This window comes from Nonomuraea sp. NEAU-A123 (assembly GCF_018603905.1).
Classification (GTDB): Bacteria; Actinomycetota; Actinomycetes; order Streptosporangiales; family Streptosporangiaceae; genus Nonomuraea.
This window is the reverse complement of sequence record NZ_JAHFZZ010000003.1, coordinates 25,765-43,610: the sequence shown is the minus strand read 5'-3', so window position 1 is coordinate 43,610 and position 17,846 is coordinate 25,765. Positions and strand designations below refer to the sequence as shown.

Annotated in this window: 16 protein-coding genes; 9 read left to right on the top strand and 7 right to left on the bottom strand. The window is 68.6% G+C overall.

Features of this window, described 5'->3' with window-relative positions:
- Window positions 1–818 precede the first annotated feature (818 nt).
- Window positions 819–2,948 (top strand): hypothetical protein, encoded by a 2,130-nt coding sequence (locus KLK06_RS08365; protein ID WP_214634786.1) that lies wholly within the window; start codon window positions 819–821, stop codon window positions 2,946–2,948.
- 241 nt (window positions 2,949–3,189) lie between these two features.
- On the opposite strand, the gene KLK06_RS08360 is transcribed toward KLK06_RS08365, so the two are convergent.
- The gene (locus tag KLK06_RS08360; RefSeq protein WP_308168158.1) at window positions 3,190–5,781 is read right to left on the bottom strand and encodes a DEAD/DEAH box helicase; all 2,592 of its coding nucleotides are present in this window, start codon (window positions 5,779–5,781) and stop codon (window positions 3,190–3,192) included.
- A gap of 408 nt (window positions 5,782–6,189) precedes the next feature.
- On the opposite strand from KLK06_RS08360, the gene KLK06_RS08355 reads away from it, so the two are divergent.
- From KLK06_RS08355 to KLK06_RS08340, 4 genes are all read left to right on the top strand, one after another.
- A complete protein-coding gene (locus KLK06_RS08355) occupies window positions 6,190–6,540 on the top strand; it encodes an STAS domain-containing protein (RefSeq protein ID WP_020542579.1) in 351 nt (116 codons plus the stop codon).
- 2 nt (window positions 6,541–6,542) lie between these two features.
- Window positions 6,543–6,974: an ATP-binding protein gene (locus KLK06_RS08350; protein ID WP_214634784.1), complete on the top strand. Its 432-nt coding sequence runs from the start codon at window positions 6,543–6,545 to the stop codon at window positions 6,972–6,974.
- A 535-nt stretch (window positions 6,975–7,509) separates the two neighbouring features.
- Window positions 7,510–9,828, top strand: coding sequence for a sodium-translocating pyrophosphatase (locus tag KLK06_RS08345; protein WP_214634783.1), 2,319 nt, complete (start codon window positions 7,510–7,512; stop codon window positions 9,826–9,828).
- Window positions 9,829–10,056: 228 nt separating this feature from the next.
- Window positions 10,057–10,533 (top strand): histidine phosphatase family protein, encoded by a 477-nt coding sequence (locus tag KLK06_RS08340; protein ID WP_308168157.1) that lies wholly within the window; start codon window positions 10,057–10,059, stop codon window positions 10,531–10,533.
- Here the strand turns inward: KLK06_RS08340 and serB are convergent.
- From serB to KLK06_RS08325, 3 genes are read right to left on the bottom strand one after another with little or no spacing between them, the layout of a single operon-like run.
- Complete coding sequence (gene serB, locus KLK06_RS08335) at window positions 10,523–11,740, bottom strand: phosphoserine phosphatase SerB (RefSeq protein ID WP_214634782.1); 1,218 nt, start codon at window positions 11,738–11,740, stop codon at window positions 10,523–10,525. The genes KLK06_RS08340 and serB overlap by 11 nt on opposite strands.
- A 49-nt stretch (window positions 11,741–11,789) precedes the next feature.
- Window positions 11,790–12,800, bottom strand: a complete 1,011-nt coding sequence (locus KLK06_RS08330; protein ID WP_214634781.1) for an S-adenosylmethionine:tRNA ribosyltransferase-isomerase — start codon at window positions 12,798–12,800, stop codon at window positions 11,790–11,792.
- The gene (locus KLK06_RS08325; protein WP_214634780.1) at window positions 12,797–13,453 is read right to left on the bottom strand and encodes an SDR family oxidoreductase; all 657 of its coding nucleotides are present in this window, start codon (window positions 13,451–13,453) and stop codon (window positions 12,797–12,799) included. Before KLK06_RS08325 ends, KLK06_RS08330 begins: the two co-directional genes overlap by 4 nt.
- Window positions 13,454–13,575: 122 nt before the next feature.
- On the opposite strand from KLK06_RS08325, the gene KLK06_RS08320 reads away from it, so the two are divergent.
- Window positions 13,576–14,691, top strand: coding sequence for a GAF domain-containing sensor histidine kinase (locus KLK06_RS08320; protein WP_308168156.1), 1,116 nt, complete (start codon window positions 13,576–13,578; stop codon window positions 14,689–14,691).
- Window positions 14,688–15,311: a response regulator transcription factor gene (locus KLK06_RS08315; RefSeq protein ID WP_214634778.1), complete on the top strand. Its 624-nt coding sequence runs from the start codon at window positions 14,688–14,690 to the stop codon at window positions 15,309–15,311. Before KLK06_RS08320 ends, KLK06_RS08315 begins: the two co-directional genes overlap by 4 nt.
- A gap of 100 nt (window positions 15,312–15,411) precedes the next feature.
- Here the strand turns inward: KLK06_RS08315 and KLK06_RS61360 are convergent, their stop codons facing one another.
- A complete protein-coding gene (locus tag KLK06_RS61360) occupies window positions 15,412–15,537 on the bottom strand; it encodes a hypothetical protein (RefSeq protein WP_284734939.1) in 126 nt (41 codons plus the stop codon).
- Window positions 15,534–15,863 carry a hypothetical protein gene (locus KLK06_RS08310; protein WP_214634777.1) on the bottom strand — a complete coding sequence of 110 codons (330 nt, stop codon included), beginning with the start codon at window positions 15,861–15,863 and terminating at the stop codon, window positions 15,534–15,536. The genes KLK06_RS61360 and KLK06_RS08310 overlap by 4 nt, the downstream gene beginning before the upstream one ends.
- A gap of 177 nt (window positions 15,864–16,040) precedes the next feature.
- Between KLK06_RS08310 and KLK06_RS08305 the strand changes: the two genes are divergently transcribed.
- Together KLK06_RS08305 and KLK06_RS08300 are read left to right on the top strand one after the other, a co-directional pair.
- Window positions 16,041–16,859 (top strand): helix-turn-helix transcriptional regulator, encoded by an 819-nt coding sequence (locus tag KLK06_RS08305; RefSeq protein ID WP_214634776.1) that lies wholly within the window; start codon window positions 16,041–16,043, stop codon window positions 16,857–16,859.
- Complete coding sequence (locus tag KLK06_RS08300; protein ID WP_214634775.1) at window positions 16,856–17,050, top strand: DUF397 domain-containing protein; 195 nt, start codon at window positions 16,856–16,858, stop codon at window positions 17,048–17,050. Before KLK06_RS08305 ends, KLK06_RS08300 begins: the two co-directional genes overlap by 4 nt.
- Window positions 17,051–17,244: 194 nt before the next feature.
- Here the strand turns inward: KLK06_RS08300 and KLK06_RS08295 are convergent, their stop codons facing one another.
- The gene (locus KLK06_RS08295) at window positions 17,245–17,781 is read right to left on the bottom strand and encodes a hypothetical protein (protein ID WP_214634774.1); all 537 of its coding nucleotides are present in this window, start codon (window positions 17,779–17,781) and stop codon (window positions 17,245–17,247) included.
- Window positions 17,782–17,846 lie beyond the last annotated feature (65 nt).

Here is a 17,846-nt window from a genome sequence, read left to right as displayed (position 1 = left end):
GATGCAGCAGTCACGAGGGGAAGTGTAGATCGATCGGCCGCTCTGACGACGTGGCCACCGAGGCTGAGGATGCGGCGCTGCGAGTGCGACGAAGACACGTTTGTGGCTGCCCGTCCTGGCCTGTGGCCTTGGCTCCTTAATCCCCGAACTCGGCCTCCCCAGCCCACAACTACCCTGCGGGTCACCGTGCTGCGGGACCGTGCTGCGGGACCGTGCTGCGGGACCGTGCTGCGTTCGAAGTCTGCTTCGGGTTCTTGGGAGGGGTGGATCTTTGCCCGCGCGGAGGGCGTTCGGGCCGGACAGGGGCGGTATTTAGCGCAATGTTCGTGAAAGCAGAGGCGATTTTCCCCTCCCAGAACAATGTGGCTTCTGGGGCTGTCGGGGCTAGGTCGCAATCGAATTACGACTTCTTAGACAGAGTGTCCAAGAGTTAGATAGCTCACATATGGTGCCGCTTACCCGTGAGTCCATGCCGTCTGGGACCGGAGTCTGGGATTGCCGGGACCTGGGCCGTTAGGGTGCGGATTCAGGGGCGGTCGATGATCTATGTCGGCCGAGCGGACTGCACTTCCGGTCGTCGCGTGAACGCCCCAGGGTGGTCAGGCGGCGCGAAGCTCTCTATGGAGGGAAGCGCCGTGACGGTGGTTGGCAGAGCGATAGTCGCGACGGCGGTCGTGGCGGGATCCATCGTGCTCGGTGGGTCCGCTCAGGCGGCCGTGGTTATGCGGCAAGGTGCGAGCCCCGGGGAGATCACGTCTCCGTCCGACGGTCAGGTGGTCACGAGCGGATCCGTGCCGATCTCAGCGCATACCGGTGTGATGCAGCTCAACATGGGCGTGTACGTAGAGGGGCCCTCGACCGCCAAGCAGAAGGTCGCCGGCGGAGGGGCCAACCAGACGCTCTCCGGTACGTTCGACGCCGGCAGCGTCCCCAACGGGACCTTCAACGTGATCCTCAAGGGCGAGATCACCGGCACCACCTACGCGACGAGCACCTTCAAGCTGAGGCGGCCCGCCGCTGCGCCGGACAATGTCGCCGCAGTCCTGGAGGACGCCAAGAAGATCGTGGTGACCTGGAGCAAGGGTTCGGAGCCCGATCTCCAGTCGTACGAGGTCGCGACCAGCCAGTCCGGCATCGTGGGCAGGTTGCCCGCCGACAGCGCGTGTTCCGGATCGTCGTGCAAGGCCGTGCTCGCCGTACCGTCCAAGGCGGCTGGGCAGCGGGTGGGCTTCACCGTGAAGGCGTTCAGGGGTGACGGTGACGGGGGGTCGATCGGGTCGGGCAATTCCGGCGCCGCGTACGTGACCGTTCCCGCGCCCCCGGTCGCCAAGCCGAAGAAGACCGCCACGAAACAGGAGACGCCGACCACCAAGAAGGGCGTCGACACCCTGCCGACGCTGCCCGGCAAGAAGCACACCCAACCCACGGCCGCGCCCACGCGCAAGGCGACCACGACGAAGAACACCGGCAAGCTCCCCGCCATGCCCGACACCGACCCCAAGGGCAACCTCCCGATTCCGACCGCTGACACGACCGGAGACTCGGGCAAGACCGACGGCCTCTCTCCCGACGGCACCAAGGGCGACACGGAATCCGCTCCCATCGACTCCAAGGTGAAGGCTCAGTCGTCGGAGTCGCCGACCGGAAGTATCGGCCAGTACGGCCTGTACGTCGCAGGTGGGCTTGTCTTGTTGCTGTTGGCCGCGCACGGAGGCGCGTGGGCGCGTCGCCGGTCTCTCGCCGGAGCCGCTGCGACTGCTGGGGGGCCGGGGCCGCACGCGGCTGCCGCTTCGCCCAGTCCGGGCATTTCGCCCCAGCACAGTACGGACAGCATTCCGCCCACCACTACCTCGGTGCCCCGGCGTCCGGCGGTGGTCCTGGCCGTTGCCAAGGTTCGTCCGGCCAGTGAGCATTCTCGTACGCAGATGCCTGAACAGTCCCGCGCGCCGGAGCGGCCCGGCATCGTCCAGACGCCGGAGCTTTCTCGCACGTCAGAGCGGCTTGGTGGGCGCCCTCAGCCTCAAGCTTCGGGAGCCTCGCGTACGCCGGAACGGTCAGGCGCGCAGGTGCCCGCACGGTCTCGTATGCAGGCGCTGGAACACCCTCGCTCAGCCGCGTCCGACCGGCTCAGTTTGGAAGTGTCTGACCAGGTCGGTGCGGGGGTGCCGGATCGGTTGGGTCTGGGCGTTTCAGGACAATCTGGCCTGGCAACGTCTGATCGGCTCGGTCAGGGAGTGCCTGATCCGTCCGGTTCGGGGGCGCCTGATCGGTCCGGTGCAGGGCTGCCCGATCGGTCCGGTGCGGGGATGTCTGATCGGTCCGGTGTGGGGGTGCACGATCGGCCAGGTTTGGGCGTGTCTGGACAGTTCGGTACGGCTGCTGCGTCTGATCGCTTCAACCTGGCGGCGGCCTCGGACCTACCCGTCACACCATCCGCCGCAGCTTGGCGTTCGGCAGAGGGGCCGAGTGTTGGTCGGGCTCAAGGGCCGGTGTCGGGGGCGGTTCGAGCGGAGGTGCGTGCTGTTCTCCCGCTGCACCTCAGCGACGCCGATATGGGTGCTGATCAGGATGACTGGGTGTCCATCGACCAGGATGTTCGGGCGCCTGCCGATCAGGGTGGGTGGACGGGGGCTGACCGAGGGGCCGTTGACCAGGGCGGTCGGATGCGGGCTGCGCTGGACGGTCGGGAAGTCCGCCAGGAGCCCATTCGGATCGCACTGCCCAGTTCGGCCGTGATCGTGGTGCCTGAGTCGGCCGCCGTCGTCACGTCGGCCGATGTACGCATCGAGGAGCGCTGGGACGACTACCTGCCGCCGTCGCCCAGAGCCATGGAGGACAGCGGCTTCTGGGAGCGCCCACAGCCCGGCGCCGGTGACTTCTGGGCAGCTGACGAGGACGAGGACGAGAACGCGTTCGCCGGTCACCGCCATCGCGGCGGCGACAGCTAGCCCACAGCTAACCCACGGCTAGCCCGGCCTCGGTCTCGGCTCCGGTCTCGGCTCCGGTCTCGGCTCCGGTCTCGGCTCCGGTCTCGGCTCCGGTCCCGGTCCCGGCCTCGACCCTCGACCCTTGGCCCCGGCTCGCGGCCTTCGACCCCCAACTCGCCGGACCTCGCGCTCGATGCCGGAGGAATCGGCCGAGGGTGTTTGCATCTGGTCACATCCAGGAGTCGGGTGGTTGAGTGTCCGGTTAGTCCGAGGTGGGAGTGGAGCGGAGCAGGGTGTCCAGGAGGTGGATGGCGCCGCGTTTGTCCAGTGGTTCGTTGCCGTTGCCGCATTTCGGGGACTGGATGCAGGATGGGCAGCCGCGTTCGCATTCGCAGGAGGCGATGGCCTCGCGGGTGGCCGTGAGCCAGTCGGTCGCACGGGCGTAGCCGCGTTCGGCGAAGCCGGCGCCTCCCTCGTGCCCGTCGTACACGAACACCGTCAGCAGGCCCGTGTCCGCGTGAAGTTCCGTGGAGACGCCGCCGATGTCCCAGCGGTCGCAGGTGGCGAAGAGGGGGAGTAGGCCGATGGCGGCGTGTTCGGCGGCGTGGGCGGCGCCGCCCAGGTCGAAGCCCTCCTCGGCCAGAGTGGCCACCTCTGAGGCGGGGAGTGTCCACCAGACCGCGCGGGTGCGCAGGGTACGCGGCGGGAGGTCCAGGGGCTCATCGCCGAGCATCTCGCCGGACTGGAGGCGGCGCTTGAGGTACGAGACCACCTGGCGGGTCACCTCCACCTCGCCGAAGTGGAGGCTGCCGGGGCCGAGGTCATGCGAACGCAGGGAGGCGAGGACAGAGAGGTCCGTGATGTCGCGCGCGAACGTCGTGTAGTCGGGCTGCGAGCTGCCCACGAGGGCGACCCCGGCTTCCAGGTCGAGGAGCTCCACGAGGTACGTCTCGCCCTGGTGCAGGTAGACGGCGCCGGTGTGCACGGTGGTGTGGGCGGAGGCCTCGTCCACGCTGCCCAGGAGGCGGCCGGTCGCGGACTCCACGACCTGGATGGGCGCGCCTCCGCCGCCTCTGATGTCGGCCAGGTCGGTGGCGCGTTCGCGCCTGGTCCAGAACCAGCCTGCGGGACGCTGTCGGAGCAGGCCCTGGGTGACGAGGTCGGCGAGGACGTTCGGGGTGGTGGGGCCGAAGACGGGCAGGTCGGCTTCGGTCAGTGGGATCTCCGCGGCGGCGGCGCAGAGATGGGGGCCGAGGACGTACGGGTTGTCCGGGTCGAGCACGATCGCCTCTACGGGCTGGCCGAAAAGGGCTTGGGGGTGGTGGACGAGGTAGGTGTCGAGGGGGTCGTCTCTGGCGATGAGTACGGCGAGGGCTTCCTGGCCGTCGCGGCCTGCTCGGCCTGCCTGTTGCCAGAGGGAGGCGCGGGTGCCTGGCCAGCCGGCGATGAGGACGGCGTCCAGGCCGGAGACGTCTACGCCCAGTTCGAGGGCGTTCGTGGTGGCCAGACCCATGATGGAGCCCGAGCGGAGGGCCTTTTCGAGCAGCCGGCGGTCTTCGGCGAGGTATCCGGCCCGGTAGGCGGCGATCCGGTCCGGTAGGTCGGCCCAGTCGGCGGAGTCGGGCAACGCCCACGACAACGCGCCTTGGTCTGGAGATGGCGACAACGCGACCGGGTCTGGAGGCGGCGAGGGCTCCTCGCGATCAGCCGACGCCGAGGGAACGTCCTCGCCCTGGTCGAGGAACTGCGGGGTGGTGCTGCGGCCCAGGGGCTGAGAGGGGGTGTCGCGTTGGGAGAGTGTCGGGCGTGTGCCGTGGCCTGGGAGTTGTGAGGCAGTTCCCTGGTCAGAGGGCTGTGAGAGGTCGTCGCGGTCGGCGGGCGACAAGGGTGTGTCGTGGTCTGGGGTCTGCGAGGGGTCGTCACGTTGGGAGGGTGCCGGGGGTGCGTTGTGGTTTGGGGGCGGTGAGGTGGGGGCGCGGTCAGGGGTTGCTGTGGGGATGTTCTGGCCTGTGGGAAGTGGGGGTGTGCCGAAAGCGCCGGCCGTTGGGGCGGGGCTGACGGTCGTACCCGATTGCGTGTCTGAGACGCCTGTACGCGCCCCCGGCGTACCAGCCAGGGAGAAAGCGACGTCGGCGAGTTTGGCGCGGGCGGTGAGGGCGACTGTTTCGGCGGCGCGCCGTGAGCGGACGAAGGCGAGTGTGCGGACGTTCGCCAGGACGAGGTCCGTGAGGAGGTCCGCGGCCTCGGCCGTGGCCGTGCGGCGCACCGGAGCGCCTCTCTCGCCCCGTAGTTCGGTCAGGGGCGGCTCCCAGAGCGCGATGGTCGTCGCACCCTTCGGAGACCCGTCCGACGTCACCTCGGCCATCTCAAGCCCCGTCAGGCGCATCGCGAACGCCCCGGGCTCGCTGGCGGTTGCTGAGGCCAGCAGGAAAACGGGCTGAGAGCCGTATCGGGCGCAGATCCGGCGCAGGCGGCGCAGGATCTGCGCCACGTGTGAGCCGAACACCCCGCGGTACCCGTGGCACTCGTCCACCACGACCATGCGCAACCGCCGGAAGTACGACGACCACTGGGCATGTCGGGGCAGGATGCTCCGATGGAGCATGTCGGGATTTGTCAGTACGTAGTTGGCGTGCTGCCGGACCCAGGTGCGTTCCTCGAACGGGGTGTCGCCATCGAAGCAGGCCGCGCGGAGCTGGGTGATGCGGAGTTCGCGGAGGCTGCGGAGCTGGTCGGCGGCCAGGGCCTTGGTGGGCGTGAGGTAGAGGACGGTGCCGCCGTCGAGGCAGGAGGCGACGGCCGGAGTGAGGTACGCCAGCGACTTCCCGGACGCCGTTCCGGTAGAAATGATCACGTTTCGGCCACGATGGGCTAGGTCGGCGGCTTCAAACTGGTGTGGCCACAATCCTGAGATGCCGCGGTTCGCCAAGCGCGTAACCAAGAGTTCGGGCGCCCAATTCGGCCATCCCGCTTGACCTGCCTGACGTGCTGGAACATGCTCCACATGGGTGACACGCTCATGACGTGCGGGAACTCCGAGCAGGTGACGGAGGAGTGGACCTGGCCGGTGTGGGGAGGAAGCGGAGGAAGTCACTGTTTCCAGTCTGCATCCGTGGGCAAAGTCGCCGGGAATCGTGATTTCGTATAGACACAAGCCAGACGCGTGGTTGAATGCCGCGCGTCGGGGTCAGACGGTCTGGAGCCCCGTTCCAGACTGCCAGGCCCGCAAGGGTACTTTCGCAGGCGAGGCGCTGGAGGATCTGTGGATCTGAAGTTGGATCACCACAACGAGGACCGACTCACCATCGTCGAGGTCGAGGGTGAGATCGATGTCTACACGGCGCCGAGATTGCGTGAGCTCCTCATAGACCTGGTGAACAAGGGCAACTTCCACCTTCTCGTCAACATGGAGAAGGTCGACTTCCTCGACTCGACGGGCCTCGGTGTCCTGGTCGGGGGACTCAAGCGGGTTCGGGCGCACGACGGTTCGCTCGAGCTGGTGTGCACGCAGGAGCGCATCCTCAAGATCTTCCGGATCACCGGGCTGACCAAGGTCTTCGGGATCTACGCTTCGGTCGACGAGGCCAAGGAAGCTCACGGCAAAGACAAGTAGTGATGGCTACCGTCGAGCTCACGTTCAGCGCCCTCCCCGCGCATGTGCGGACCGCCCGGCTGGTCGCGACGGCGATCGCCCGGCGCACCGGCGTGGAGGAGTCACTGCTGGACGAGGTCAGGCTCGCAGTCGGTGAGGCCTGCTCCCGGGCGGTTGAGGCGCATCGCGCACACTGCCCGGGAGAGCCCATCCGCATCGAGCTGAAAGACGATTCGGGGCGGTTCGAGGTAACGGTCAGCGATCAGGCTCCCAGTGACGAGATCAAGCAGGAGCAACCTCTCGATCTGGGCATGCTGTCCGACTCGTTCATGTCAGGGTTCGGCATCGCGGTGATCGCGGGGCTGGCCGATGACGTGGAGGTGTTCCCCAGTCCCAAGGGGATGCGCATCCGCATGAGCTGGCCCGCCGCGCGCCACGTACCGACACAAGCATAATTTTCTTTTACGGCACAGCACGGTGGGCCCCAGTCGCCGACCGTGCCTGAGCCCTGTCCAGGGGTACGCTCCTCTGGTGATGCGGGGCCGGGCGCCGATACGAGGCCCGGCACCCATGGCTTCCGGCCAGCCGGCAGCCGTAGAGCTCCTACAAGGCCGAGTCGTGATCCCCACGGCTCGGCTTTGGCATGCCCCAGAGCCCCGGCCTGCCCCAGAGCTCCGGCGCGACCGAATTCCAGGTTTCGGGCGTGTCGTTTCGGGCACCTTGTCATGGCCGTAAACCGGTGGAAATATCGGTTGTCAGATGGCAAATCGCCGTGCTGGCAGGGGATTACTGGACGCGTGGCCAAATAGCGACCGGCAGAGCCTTCATATCCGCGCAGCCCGTGCGTAGACTCCCGGCACCGGCCAAGGTGATCCGGCGAAACTGCGGACTCATCCGGAAGCGGCACCCACAACCCGGATGGTGCCGCACCAGCCCGCCGATCTTTGCAGCACCGCCCGGGCAGGACGACCGGTCTTGCCGAGGAGAACGATGTTTAGGCAACTGCTGGCCGCGGAGCCAGCGTCCAATCTGGCCCTGAGCGGTAACAATCTCACTATCGTGATCGTGGTCGCCGCGGTCGCACTGATCGCCCTAGCCGTCGCCGGCGGCTTGGTGCGCGAGGTGCTGTCCGCCGACCCGGGCACGGAGCGAATGCAGGACATCGCCCGTGCCGTACAAGAAGGGGCCGCCGCGTATCTCGCGCGACAGTTCCGCACGTTGGCGGTCTTCGTCGTCGTGATCCCCTTCCTGCTGCTCCTTCTGCCGGGTGAGACCGATGTACGCATCGGCCGCTCGATATTCTTCGTGGTCGGGGCGGTATTCTCCGCGCTGACCGGCTTCATGGGCATGTGGCTGGCCGTACGCGGAAACGTGCGCGTCGCGGCCGCCGCCCGTGATGCGGGCGAGAAGCGCGCCATGCGCATCGCCTTCCGTACGGGCGGCGTGGCCGGCATGTTCACCGTGGGCCTCGGCCTGTTCGGTGCGGCCATCGTCGTCTTCGTCTATCAAGGTGACGCGCCGGGCGTCCTCGAGGGCTTCGGCTTCGGGGCGGCGCTGCTGGCGATGTTCATGCGAGTCGGCGGCGGCATCTTCACCAAGGCCGCCGACGTGGGCGCCGACCTGGTCGGCAAGGTCGAACAGGGCATCCCGGAGGACGATCCGCGCAACGCGGCGACGATCGCCGACAACGTGGGCGACAACGTCGGCGACTGCGCGGGTATGGCCGCCGACCTGTTCGAGTCGTACGCGGTCATGCTGGTCGCCAGCCTCATCCTGGGCAAGGTGGCCTTCGGCGAGCAGGGACTCATCTTCCCGCTGATCGTGCCCATGATCGGCGTGCTCACCGCGATCATCGGCATCTTCGTCACCCGGATGCGCGACGGCGACCGCAGCGGCATGGCCGCCATCAACCGCAGCTTCTTCATCTCGGCCGCGATCTCCGCGGTGCTGGTCGCGGCGGCGGCGTTCTGGTACCTGCCCGACACCTTCGCCGACCTGACCGGCTCGGCCGTGCAATCCACCGCCAACCCGAGGCTCATCGCCATCGGCGCGGTGATCATCGGCCTGGTCCTGGCCAGCGCGATCCAGCTGCTGACCGGCTACTTCACCGAGACGACCAGGCGTCCGGTACGGGAGATTGGCGAGAGCTCGGCCACCGGGCCGGCGACCGTCATCCTGGCGGGCATCAGCGTCGGCCTCGAGTCGGCCGTCTACTCGGCGCTGATCATCGCCGGCGCGGTCTACGGCGCGTTCCTGCTGGGCTTCGGGAACGTGACGATCGCGCTGTTCGCGGTGGCGCTGGCCGGCACCGGCCTGCTGACCACGGTCGGGGTCATCGTCTCGATGGACACCTTCGGCCCGGTCTCCGACAACGCGCAGGGCATCGCCGAGATGTCCGGCGACGTCGAGGGTGAGGGCGCACGCGTGCTCACCAGCCTCGACGCCGTCGGCAACACGACGAAGGCCATCACCAAGGGCATCGCGATCGCCACGGCGGTGCTCGCGGCGACCGCGCTGTTCGGCGCCTTCCGCACGGCCGTGGAGACGCAGCTCACCGATGCGACTCAGTCGGTCAAGGAGGCGCTCGGCGCGTTCTCCACGTTCAGCCTGAGCATCGACCAGCCCAACGTGCTCGTCGGTCTGATCATCGGCGCGGCGGTCGTGTTCCTCTTCTCCGGCCTGGCGATCAGCGCGGTCGGACGGGCCGCGATGCGCGTGGTCTTCGAGGTACGCGACCAGTTCCGCAACCACCCGGGCATCATGGACGGCACCGAGAAGCCCGAGTACGGCCGCGTCGTCGACATCTGCACCCGTGACTCGCTGCGCGAGTTGGCCACGCCAGGCCTGCTGGCGGTCATGACGCCCATCGCGGTCGGGTTCGCCCTCGGTTACGCGCCGCTGGGCGCGTTCCTGGCGGGGGCCATCGCGTGCGGCACGCTCATGGCGGTCTTCCTGTCCAACTCGGGCGGTGCCTGGGACAACGCCAAGAAACTGGTCGAGGACGGGCACCACGGCGGCAAGGGGTCCCCGGCTCACGAAGCCACGATCATCGGTGACACGGTCGGCGACCCGTTCAAGGACACGGCCGGTCCGGCCATCAACCCGCTGATCAAGGTGATGAACCTGGTGGCGCTCCTGGTGGCGCCGGCGGTGGTCCTGTACGCGGGCAACCCGGCGCTGCGCATCGGGATCACGGTCGTGGCCGTGGGCGTGGTGGTCGGCGCCATCCTCGTCTCCAAGCGCCGTTCGGTCTCCAGCGAATCGACCAGCAACGACAACAACCGGGAGCACGAGCCGGTGGCTTCGTAGCGACCCAGTCCGGACGCCCGCTCCTCCGAGGTCTGGGGGAGCGGGCGTTTCACGTGCGAGAAACGGAGGGTCAGGTGCGGCACCCGCGGCCCCCCGGTGGGAAACTGGGCGGATGAACGACAAGCGGCCAAGTGGCGGCAAGACGCTGGCCTACATCCTGCTGGCGATGCTGGCCATCCTCGCCGTGATCGTCGCGCTGGGCGTGTGGGCGACGAGAGGATGAAGCACGTGCGTACGTTGATCGTGCTCCGCCACGCCAAGGCCGTGCATGTCCCCGGCATGGAAGACCGCGAGCGCCCACTGACCGACAGGGGCGAGCGCGACGCGAGGCGGGCCGGGGAAGAGGTACGGGCCCTGGGGCTGGCTCCCGACCTGGTGCTGTGCTCCCCGTCCGTGCGTACGCGGCGCACCGCCGAACTGGCCTTTCCCGAAGTGGAGGTCAGCTATGAGCGGGACGTCTACCAGGCCTACCCGGAGGAGCTGCTCGCGCTGGTCAAGCTGACCGATCCGGAGCTCGAGACGGTGGTGCTGTGCGGTCACAACCCGGGCGTGCACGAGCTGGCGATCTCGCTGGCCGGGGGCGACTACGGGTTCCGGCCGGGCGCGTTCGCCGTCATCCGTACCGAATCCGACTGGGTGGACCTGTGGCCGGGCCAGGCCGAGCTGGTCACGCGCTGGGACCCCAAGGGGGAGGTCACCGGGTGAGTACGCCGTCCTCGGCGTCCGCCGCCTCCACCTCGTCCCTGGAGATGCCGAGCAGGTAGAGGATCGAGTCGAGGTAAGGCGTGTTGACCGCCGTGTCCGCCGCCTGCCGGACGACCGGCTTGGCGTTGAACGCGATGCCGAGCCCGGCCGCCGCGATCATGTCGAGGTCGTTGGCTCCGTCGCCGATGGCCACCGTCTGGCTGATCGGCAGTCCCGCCTCGCGGGCGAACCGCTCCAGGGCGCGGGCCTTGCCCGGCCGGTCGACGATCTCGCCGACGACGCGGCCGGTGAGCTTGCCGTCGACGACCTCCAGGACGTTCGCCGCCGAGTAGTCAATGCCGAGGTCGTCGACCAGGGAGTCGGTGATCTGGGTGAATCCGCCGCTGACGATGGCGAAGCGGTAGTCGAGCCGCTTGAGCGTGCGGACGAGCGTACGGGCGCCGGGGGTGAGCACGACCTGCTGCCGTACCTGCTCGAACACCTCGGCCGGCAGCCCTTCGAGCAGCGCGACCCGGCGGCGCAGCGACTCGGCGAAGTCGAGCTCGCCGCGCATGGCCTCCTCGGTGACCCGGGCGACCTCTTCGAGGCAGCCCGCGTGCCCGGCCAGCAGCTCGATGACCTCGCCCTGGATGAGTGTGGAGTCGACGTCCATGACGACCAGCCGCTTGGCCCGCCGCGACAGGCCGGTGCGCTGTACGGCCACGTCGACGTGCAGGGCGGCGGCCTCGGCGGCCAGTTCGACGCGGAGCGCGCTCGGGTCGGCGCCGGAGACCGACAGCTCGATGCAGGTGACCGGCCACTGGGCGAGGCGTTCGATGCGGTCGATGTTCGCGCCGGCGGCGGCGATGCGCCCGGCGATCCCGGCGATCGCGGCGGGCTGGAGGGTCGCGCCCAGCACGCTGACCGACAGGCGGCCACGCCGGCGCTGCTCCTTGGTCTGCGAGCCGGTGGAGAGCTCCAGCTCCAGGCCGAGGTCCTCAGCCACCCGCTCGACGGCGGTCCACATGGCGCCGAGCGTGCTGCCCGTGCCGGTCGACGGACCGCCCGCGTACGCGACGAGCACGCCCAGGGTGAGCCGGCCGCGGATGACGACCTGCTCGATGTCGGCCACGGTCACCGGGAAGCCCGAGAGAACCGAGAAAAGCCGGGAGGTGACGCCCGGCCGGTCTGGGCCGGTCAGGGTAATCAGGAGGGAGCGCTGGTCCACATTGAGCCAGGCTACTGGCACGTTCCGGGGCGCGAGCAGGTGGGGCCAACTATCGGCGCAGCAGCAGGTGGGTGTCACCGAACTCGTGCCAGAGGTATCCCTCCCGCAGCGCCGCCTCATAGGCACGGGTGAGCGGCTCCCGCTCGGCGATCGCGCTGAGCATCATCAGGTGGCTCGACCTCGGCTCGTGCAACCCGGTGATCAGCCCGTTCACGGCCATGACCCCGATGGCGGGCGTCACGATGTGCCGGGTCCAGCCCGCCGAGGCGGCCACCAGCCCGTCGCCGCCGACGGCGGTCTCCAGCGCGCGCACCACGGTGGTCCCGGCCGCCACCACCCGCCCGCCGTTCGCCGCGGTCAGGTTGACCAAGCGCGCCGTGGCCGCGGGCACCTCATAACGCTCGGCGTAGGGCGGCTCGTCCTTCTCCGGCGAGGCGACGCCGGTGTGCAGGGTGATCGGCGCGATCCCGACGCCGCGCGCCACCAGAGCCGTGACCAGCTCGGCGGTGAACGGCCGGGCCGCGCTCGGCATCTCGGCGCTGCCCGGCACGGTGGCGAAGACCGTCTGGTAGGAGTCGAGCGGCCAGTCGCGGGACACGTAGGAGTAGCGGATCGGCACCCCGTGATCGCGCAGGTACGCCTCCACGTCACGGTCGAGCACGGCCCGCCACAGGCGTGGCGTCTCGCGTTCGATGAGCCGCAGCGTCGCCCGTCCCGGCAGCGGCAGCCACTCGCCCGGCTCGCCGCCGCCGTACGGCTCGGACGCCTTGGAGGTACGGCGGCGCAGCTCGACCAGCCAGGTGCCGTCCTCGCGTGCGGTGGAGAAGTGCACGGCGAGCCGGTCGAGCCTGATGGCGGCGGGCAATGTCGCCGAGTTGTTGACCACGATCAGGTCGCCGGGGTCGAGCAGCCCCGGCAGGTCGGTGAAGCGGTGATGCTCCGGCGGGAGCGAGCCGCGCGAGACCAGCAGGCGCACCGAGTCGCGGGCCAGCCCGCGGGCCTCGGGCGGTTCGTGCGCCGAGAGCGTGTCCGGCAGCGCGAAGTCGAGCGCGGCGGTCATTGCAGGCTCACCCGGCCGCTCGCCGGGCGGGACCTGACCAGGTCGTACAGTGCCGCGGCCACCTTGGCGGGATCCGTGGTGCCGGACGCCTCCTCCGCGCCGACGGCGTCGGCCAGCATGCGGGTGTTCATCTCGCCGGGATCGGCCCACCAGACGGCCAGATCGGGCTCTTCGGCCGCCAGCACGTTGGAGAGCTGTTCCAGGGCGGCCTTGGTGGCGCCGTAAGCGCCCCAGCCCTCGTAGGCGCCGGTCGCGGCGTCGGAGGTGATGTTCACGATCGCGCCGCGCGTGGCGCGCAGCGCGGGCAGCGTCGCCTGGATGAGGGCCAGGGGAGCGATCACGTTGGTCTCCAGCAGGGCCCCGAACTCCTCCCGCGGGTACACCGCCAGCGGTGGCAGCGGCGTCACGCCCAGCCCGCTCGCGTTGTTGACCAGCAGGTCCAGCTCGGGTACGGCCCGCGCGAGCCGCTCGACGTGTGCCGGGTCGGTCACGTCACCGGGGATGGCGGTGGCGCCCAGCTCGGCCGCGACCCGCTCCAGGTCCGCCGCGCCACGGGCGGTGAGCAGGAGCTCCCACCCGGCGGCGGCGAGTGTCGTCGCCAGTGCCAGACCCAGTCCGCGGGAGGCGCCGGTGATCAGTGCGGTGTTCGTCATGCCTCGACGTTAGGAGCGCGGCAGCGGCCGGACATCGGGCTGAGGGTCCGCCTCGTCCTGGGCATATGGACCTAGGACCAAGGAACGTGGGCATTGAGGCCCAGGACCATAGAGTGGATCCCGTGGCCTCCGACAGAGACGAGATCATGCAGGCGGTGAGCACCGCCGTGCTCGCGGTCACCCGGCACCTCTCGGTGCGCGAGGTGCTGCAGGTGATCGTCCGCTCGGCCCAGCGGCTGCTCGACGCCCGTTATGCGGCGCTCGGCGTGCCCGACGAGGACGGCTCGTTCGCCGAGTTCGTCGCCGAGGGCCTCACAGACAAGCAGTGGGACGCGATCGGCCCGCTGCCCAGGCAGCATGGCATGCTCGGCGCGATGCTCCACGACGGGGCTCCGGTGCGGCTGCCCGACCTGCGCGAGGACCCCAGGTTCGAGTGGTGGCCCAAGGCGCACCCCGTGATGAAGGACTTCCTCGGCGTCCCGATCCGCGACGGCGACGAGGTGCTCGGCATCATCTTCCTGGCCAACAAGCGCACGCCCGACGGCTTCACCGCGGCGGACCAGGACCTGCTCACACTGTTCGCCGCGCACGCCGCGATCGCGCTGACCAACGCCCGGCTGTACGAGCGGGGCCGCGAGCTGGCCATGCTCGAAGAGCGCAACCGGATGGCCCGCGAGCTGCACGACGCCGTCACCCAGAAGCTGTTCTCGCTCCGGCTGACCGCGCAGTCCGCCGCCGTCCTGCTGCGCAGCGCCCCGGACGAGGCCGCCGCCGAGCTCGAACGCGTGCAGCGGCTGGCCGGCGAGGCCCTGGCCGAGCTCCGGGCGGTGATCGTCGAGCTGCGCCCGGCCGAACTCGACCGGCACGGCCTGACGGAGACGCTGCGCAAGCACGTGCGCCTGCTCGACCGGCTCCACCCCGCGCGCGTCACGTTCGAGGGCGACGAACTGCCGCCGCTCGACTCGGCGATCGAGGTGGCCGTGCTACGGGTCGCGCAGGAGGCACTGCACAACGCGCTCAGGCATTCCGACGCCGGCCTCGTAGAGGTATCCCTGGGCGACGAGGGCGGCAAACTGGTGCTGACCGTACGCGACGACGGCAAGGGCTTCGAACAAGCCGAGTCGCGCGGCCTGGGCCTGGTGTCGATGAGGGACCGGGCGGAGTCCGTCGGCGGCGTCATGACCGTGGCCTCGGCCCGCGACGAGGGCACGACGGTCCGAGTGGAGGTGGGCGTTTGATCCGGGTGCTGATCGCCGACGATCATCCAGTGGTGCGGCAGGGCCTGCGGACCTTCCTCGACCTCCAGGAGGACATCACGGTCGTCGGCGAGGCGGCCGACGGGGCCGAGGCCGTCGCGCTGGCCGATGAGCTCGTTCCCGACGTGCTGCTGCTCGATCTGAAGATGCCGGTGCTCGACGGGCTCGGCGCGCTGGCGCGGCTCTCGGGGGCGCTGCCCAGGGTGATCGTGCTGACCTCGGTTAGCGACCGGTCCGACGTGGCTCCGGCGATGCGGGCGGGGGCCGCCGGGTTCCTCTACAAGGACGTCGATCCGAACGCGCTCGTGCAGGCGGTGCGGGCCGTACACGGGGGGCAGGTGCTGCTCGCCCCCGAGGCGGCGGAGGCGATGCTGGCCGGCGCGAACGGCTCACCGACGCCGATGGGTCCGGTGACGCTGACGGAACGGGAGCGCGAGGTGCTGGCGCTGATCGCGGCTGGCAACTCCAACCGGGAGATCGCCAGGAGCCTGTCCGTCGCCGAGAAGACGGTCAAGACCCACGTGTCCAACGTGCTGATGAAGCTCGGCGTGCAGGACCGCACCCAGGCCGCCCTGTACGCCGTCCGCCACGGCTTAGCTTGACCTCACGATGAGGAGTGGGCCAGGAGCCATCCCGTTGACCCCTGACCCCCTGGTGGCCGTGGCGACGCCGTCCCTCCAGATCCCACGCCGCCACACCCGTCTACCGGGCGCTACCGGACAGCAACGCCGCCCAGATCACCCGAGCTTCGGCGAGAGACCATCGGCTGGTCTCGTGGATCTCGTGCTTGGCCACGTGCGGGCTCAGGCACCCTTCCAGCGACTTCACGACGTGCCTCCGTGGACCGGCTCCACCAACGAGCGGCTTTGATGTAGTTCCACGTACCGATGTGCGACACAACGGGCGACGGTAGCTGGGTTGTCCACGTTGTAGACCGTGTAGAGCCATCGGCCCGTCCGCCCCGAGATCTGCCCCTTCCACCAGCGGTAGACGAAGCCGTCCGTCCAGACCAGAAGATCAACCCAGACCGACACCAGGGCGACGCCGTAGCCACCATGAACGTCAGCGAAGATCCCGTGCTGTTTCAGTGCGTTACTGAGCTGGTCAGCGGCGTGTACAGCGGGCGGGCGGGCCAGTAGAGCGGGAGCGATCATCGTTGTCCGCCTCCTCTCGGCGCGGTTGATGTTTGTCTTCGGATTGCCCTTCCAAGGGTGTAGCGAGACGGCTACGTTCGGTAGTGGAGCGCCCTCAACGCTGAATCCGCACATTGAGTCGCGTCTTCGGTAGGCCGCACAACGATTCGTGTAGACCCATGTAGGACAGGAGTAGAGATGCCCTCTCCGAGCGAGCTGGACGCGAACGCGAGTGTTCTTGCTTACTGGGGTTCCGAACTGCGGAAATACCGGGAGGCGGCGCAATGGAGTCAGAAGGATCTCGCGCGTAGGATCTCCTACTCCATATCTCTTGTCGGTCTCATCGAGACGGCCAAACGCGCGCCGACAAGGGAGTTCGCGGAGAAGTGTGACGAGGCACTGGAAGCGGATGGCGCTCTCGTCCGTCTATGGCCTTTGATCGGCAGGGATGTCTACCCCGTATGGTTCCGGCCGTTCGTCGAACTGGAGCGAGAGGCCCGGACGCTGCGGAGCTTCCAACCTGTCCTCGTTCCGGGACTACTGCAGACCGAGGACTACGCGCGAGCGGTTCTACGAGCAGGACGACCCGGCGATACCGACGAGCAGGTGGAAGATCTGGTGACCACACGCATGGAACGGCAACGAATCCTCACCAAGCCGGACCCGCCTATGTTCTTGGCCACCCTGGACGAAGCCGTGTTGATCCGTCCTGTCGGCGGCCCACAGGTCATGCGCAAGCAGCTTGAGCAGCTTCTCGAATTTGTTCAGCGACCCCGAATCACCATTCAAGTCATCCCACTTGAAGTAGGTGCGCATGCCGGTCTAACCGGGGCTTTCGTCATCGCGAGCTTCAGGGGGTCGCCCGATATAGTCTATTTGGAAACCGCAGCTGAGGGTCAGATCGTCAACGGTGCCGCCGAAATCGAGACCCTGTTGACCCAGCTCGACGCGCTACGGGCGTGCGCTCTGCCACAGTCCGCGTCGGTGGCCCTGATCGAGAAAGCGATGGGATCATGAACCTGACGGACGCCCAGTGGTTCAAGAGCAGCCACAGTGGCGGCAACGGTGGTGACTGCGTCGAGGTGGCCACCAACCTCCCCGGCATCGTGGCCGTCCGCGACAGTAAGGACCCCAGCGGCCCAGCCCTGGTGTTCGCTCCCGAGGTATGGGCCGACTTCATCGTGCAGGTGAAGGCGGACAAGATCTAGGACCAGTCCCCCAACGGGCCAGCGACTAACTGTCACACCTTCGGGTCGGTGCTGGTGGCGCTGCTCACGCTGAACGGGCGCGGCTGTGGAAGGCGAGCCCCCTGGCCGGAGGGCCGGCCACGTTGTGCGAGGTGGGCGTGGTCCTCGCCTTGGGAATCGTTCGCCCACAGCTCGGCCCGACTTTTCCGCCGGTCTTACTTCCAGACGGCCTTGCCGAGGATGTCCCCGAGGCCCGGTGTCTTCCACTCGTCGATGACGATCACTTGCTTGGCCTGGGAGAACCAGACGCGCTGAGTGTAGGTGACGGAGTTCGGCTTCTTCCCGTCGCAGAACCTCTTCCACTCGGTGAACTGGGCGCGCTGGCCGGCGCCGAACGGGACCTTCGAGGTCCGGACCAGGTTGCCCGTGCCGTTGGCGAAGATCCGCTTGTCGAGGACGCACTCGGTGGCGCCGGTGCTGGCGCCTCGGTAGGGCTGGTCAGGCGTGTACTTCTTGTTCTCGTTGCCGTACTTGATGGCCACGGGGCCGCCCAGCGTGAAGCCCTCGCACTCGGCGGCCTTCCTGGAGCAGGCACCGGTGAAGATGTGCAAGTCGCCGGTGACCAGCCTCTTGGCCGTCCACTTCGCCGGGATCTGGACGGTGAGACCCCGGAAGAACACTGGCTTGGTCGCGGCCTGGGCAGGCGAGCCGGTCAGTACGAGTGACGCGCTGAGCGCGATAGTCGTGATCACGCCGAGTGATCTTATGGGCACCATGCATCAGGTCGTCAACGACTCTTTCGTATGCTCAAAAACAC

What these genes read in the sequence shown, in the direction of transcription:
- KLK06_RS08330 (WP_214634781.1), bottom strand. Translation starts at nt 12,800, where the DNA reads ATGACCGCCGCGCTCGACTTCGCGCTGCCGGACACGCTCTCGGCGCAC.
- KLK06_RS08365 (WP_214634786.1), top strand. Translation starts at nt 819, where the DNA reads ATGCAGCTCAACATGGGCGTGTACGTAGAGGGGCCCTCGACCGCCAAG.
- KLK06_RS08350 (WP_214634784.1), top strand. Translation starts at nt 6,543, where the DNA reads ATGGCTACCGTCGAGCTCACGTTCAGCGCCCTCCCCGCGCATGTGCGG.
- KLK06_RS08325 (WP_214634780.1), bottom strand. Translation starts at nt 13,453, where the DNA reads ATGACGAACACCGCACTGATCACCGGCGCCTCCCGCGGACTGGGTCTG.
- KLK06_RS08345 (WP_214634783.1), top strand. Translation starts at nt 7,510, where the DNA reads ATGTTTAGGCAACTGCTGGCCGCGGAGCCAGCGTCCAATCTGGCCCTG.
- KLK06_RS08305 (WP_214634776.1), top strand. Translation starts at nt 16,041, where the DNA reads ATGCCCTCTCCGAGCGAGCTGGACGCGAACGCGAGTGTTCTTGCTTAC.
- KLK06_RS08310 (WP_214634777.1), bottom strand. Translation starts at nt 15,863, where the DNA reads ATGATCGCTCCCGCTCTACTGGCCCGCCCGCCCGCTGTACACGCCGCT.
- KLK06_RS08300 (WP_214634775.1), top strand. Translation starts at nt 16,856, where the DNA reads ATGAACCTGACGGACGCCCAGTGGTTCAAGAGCAGCCACAGTGGCGGC.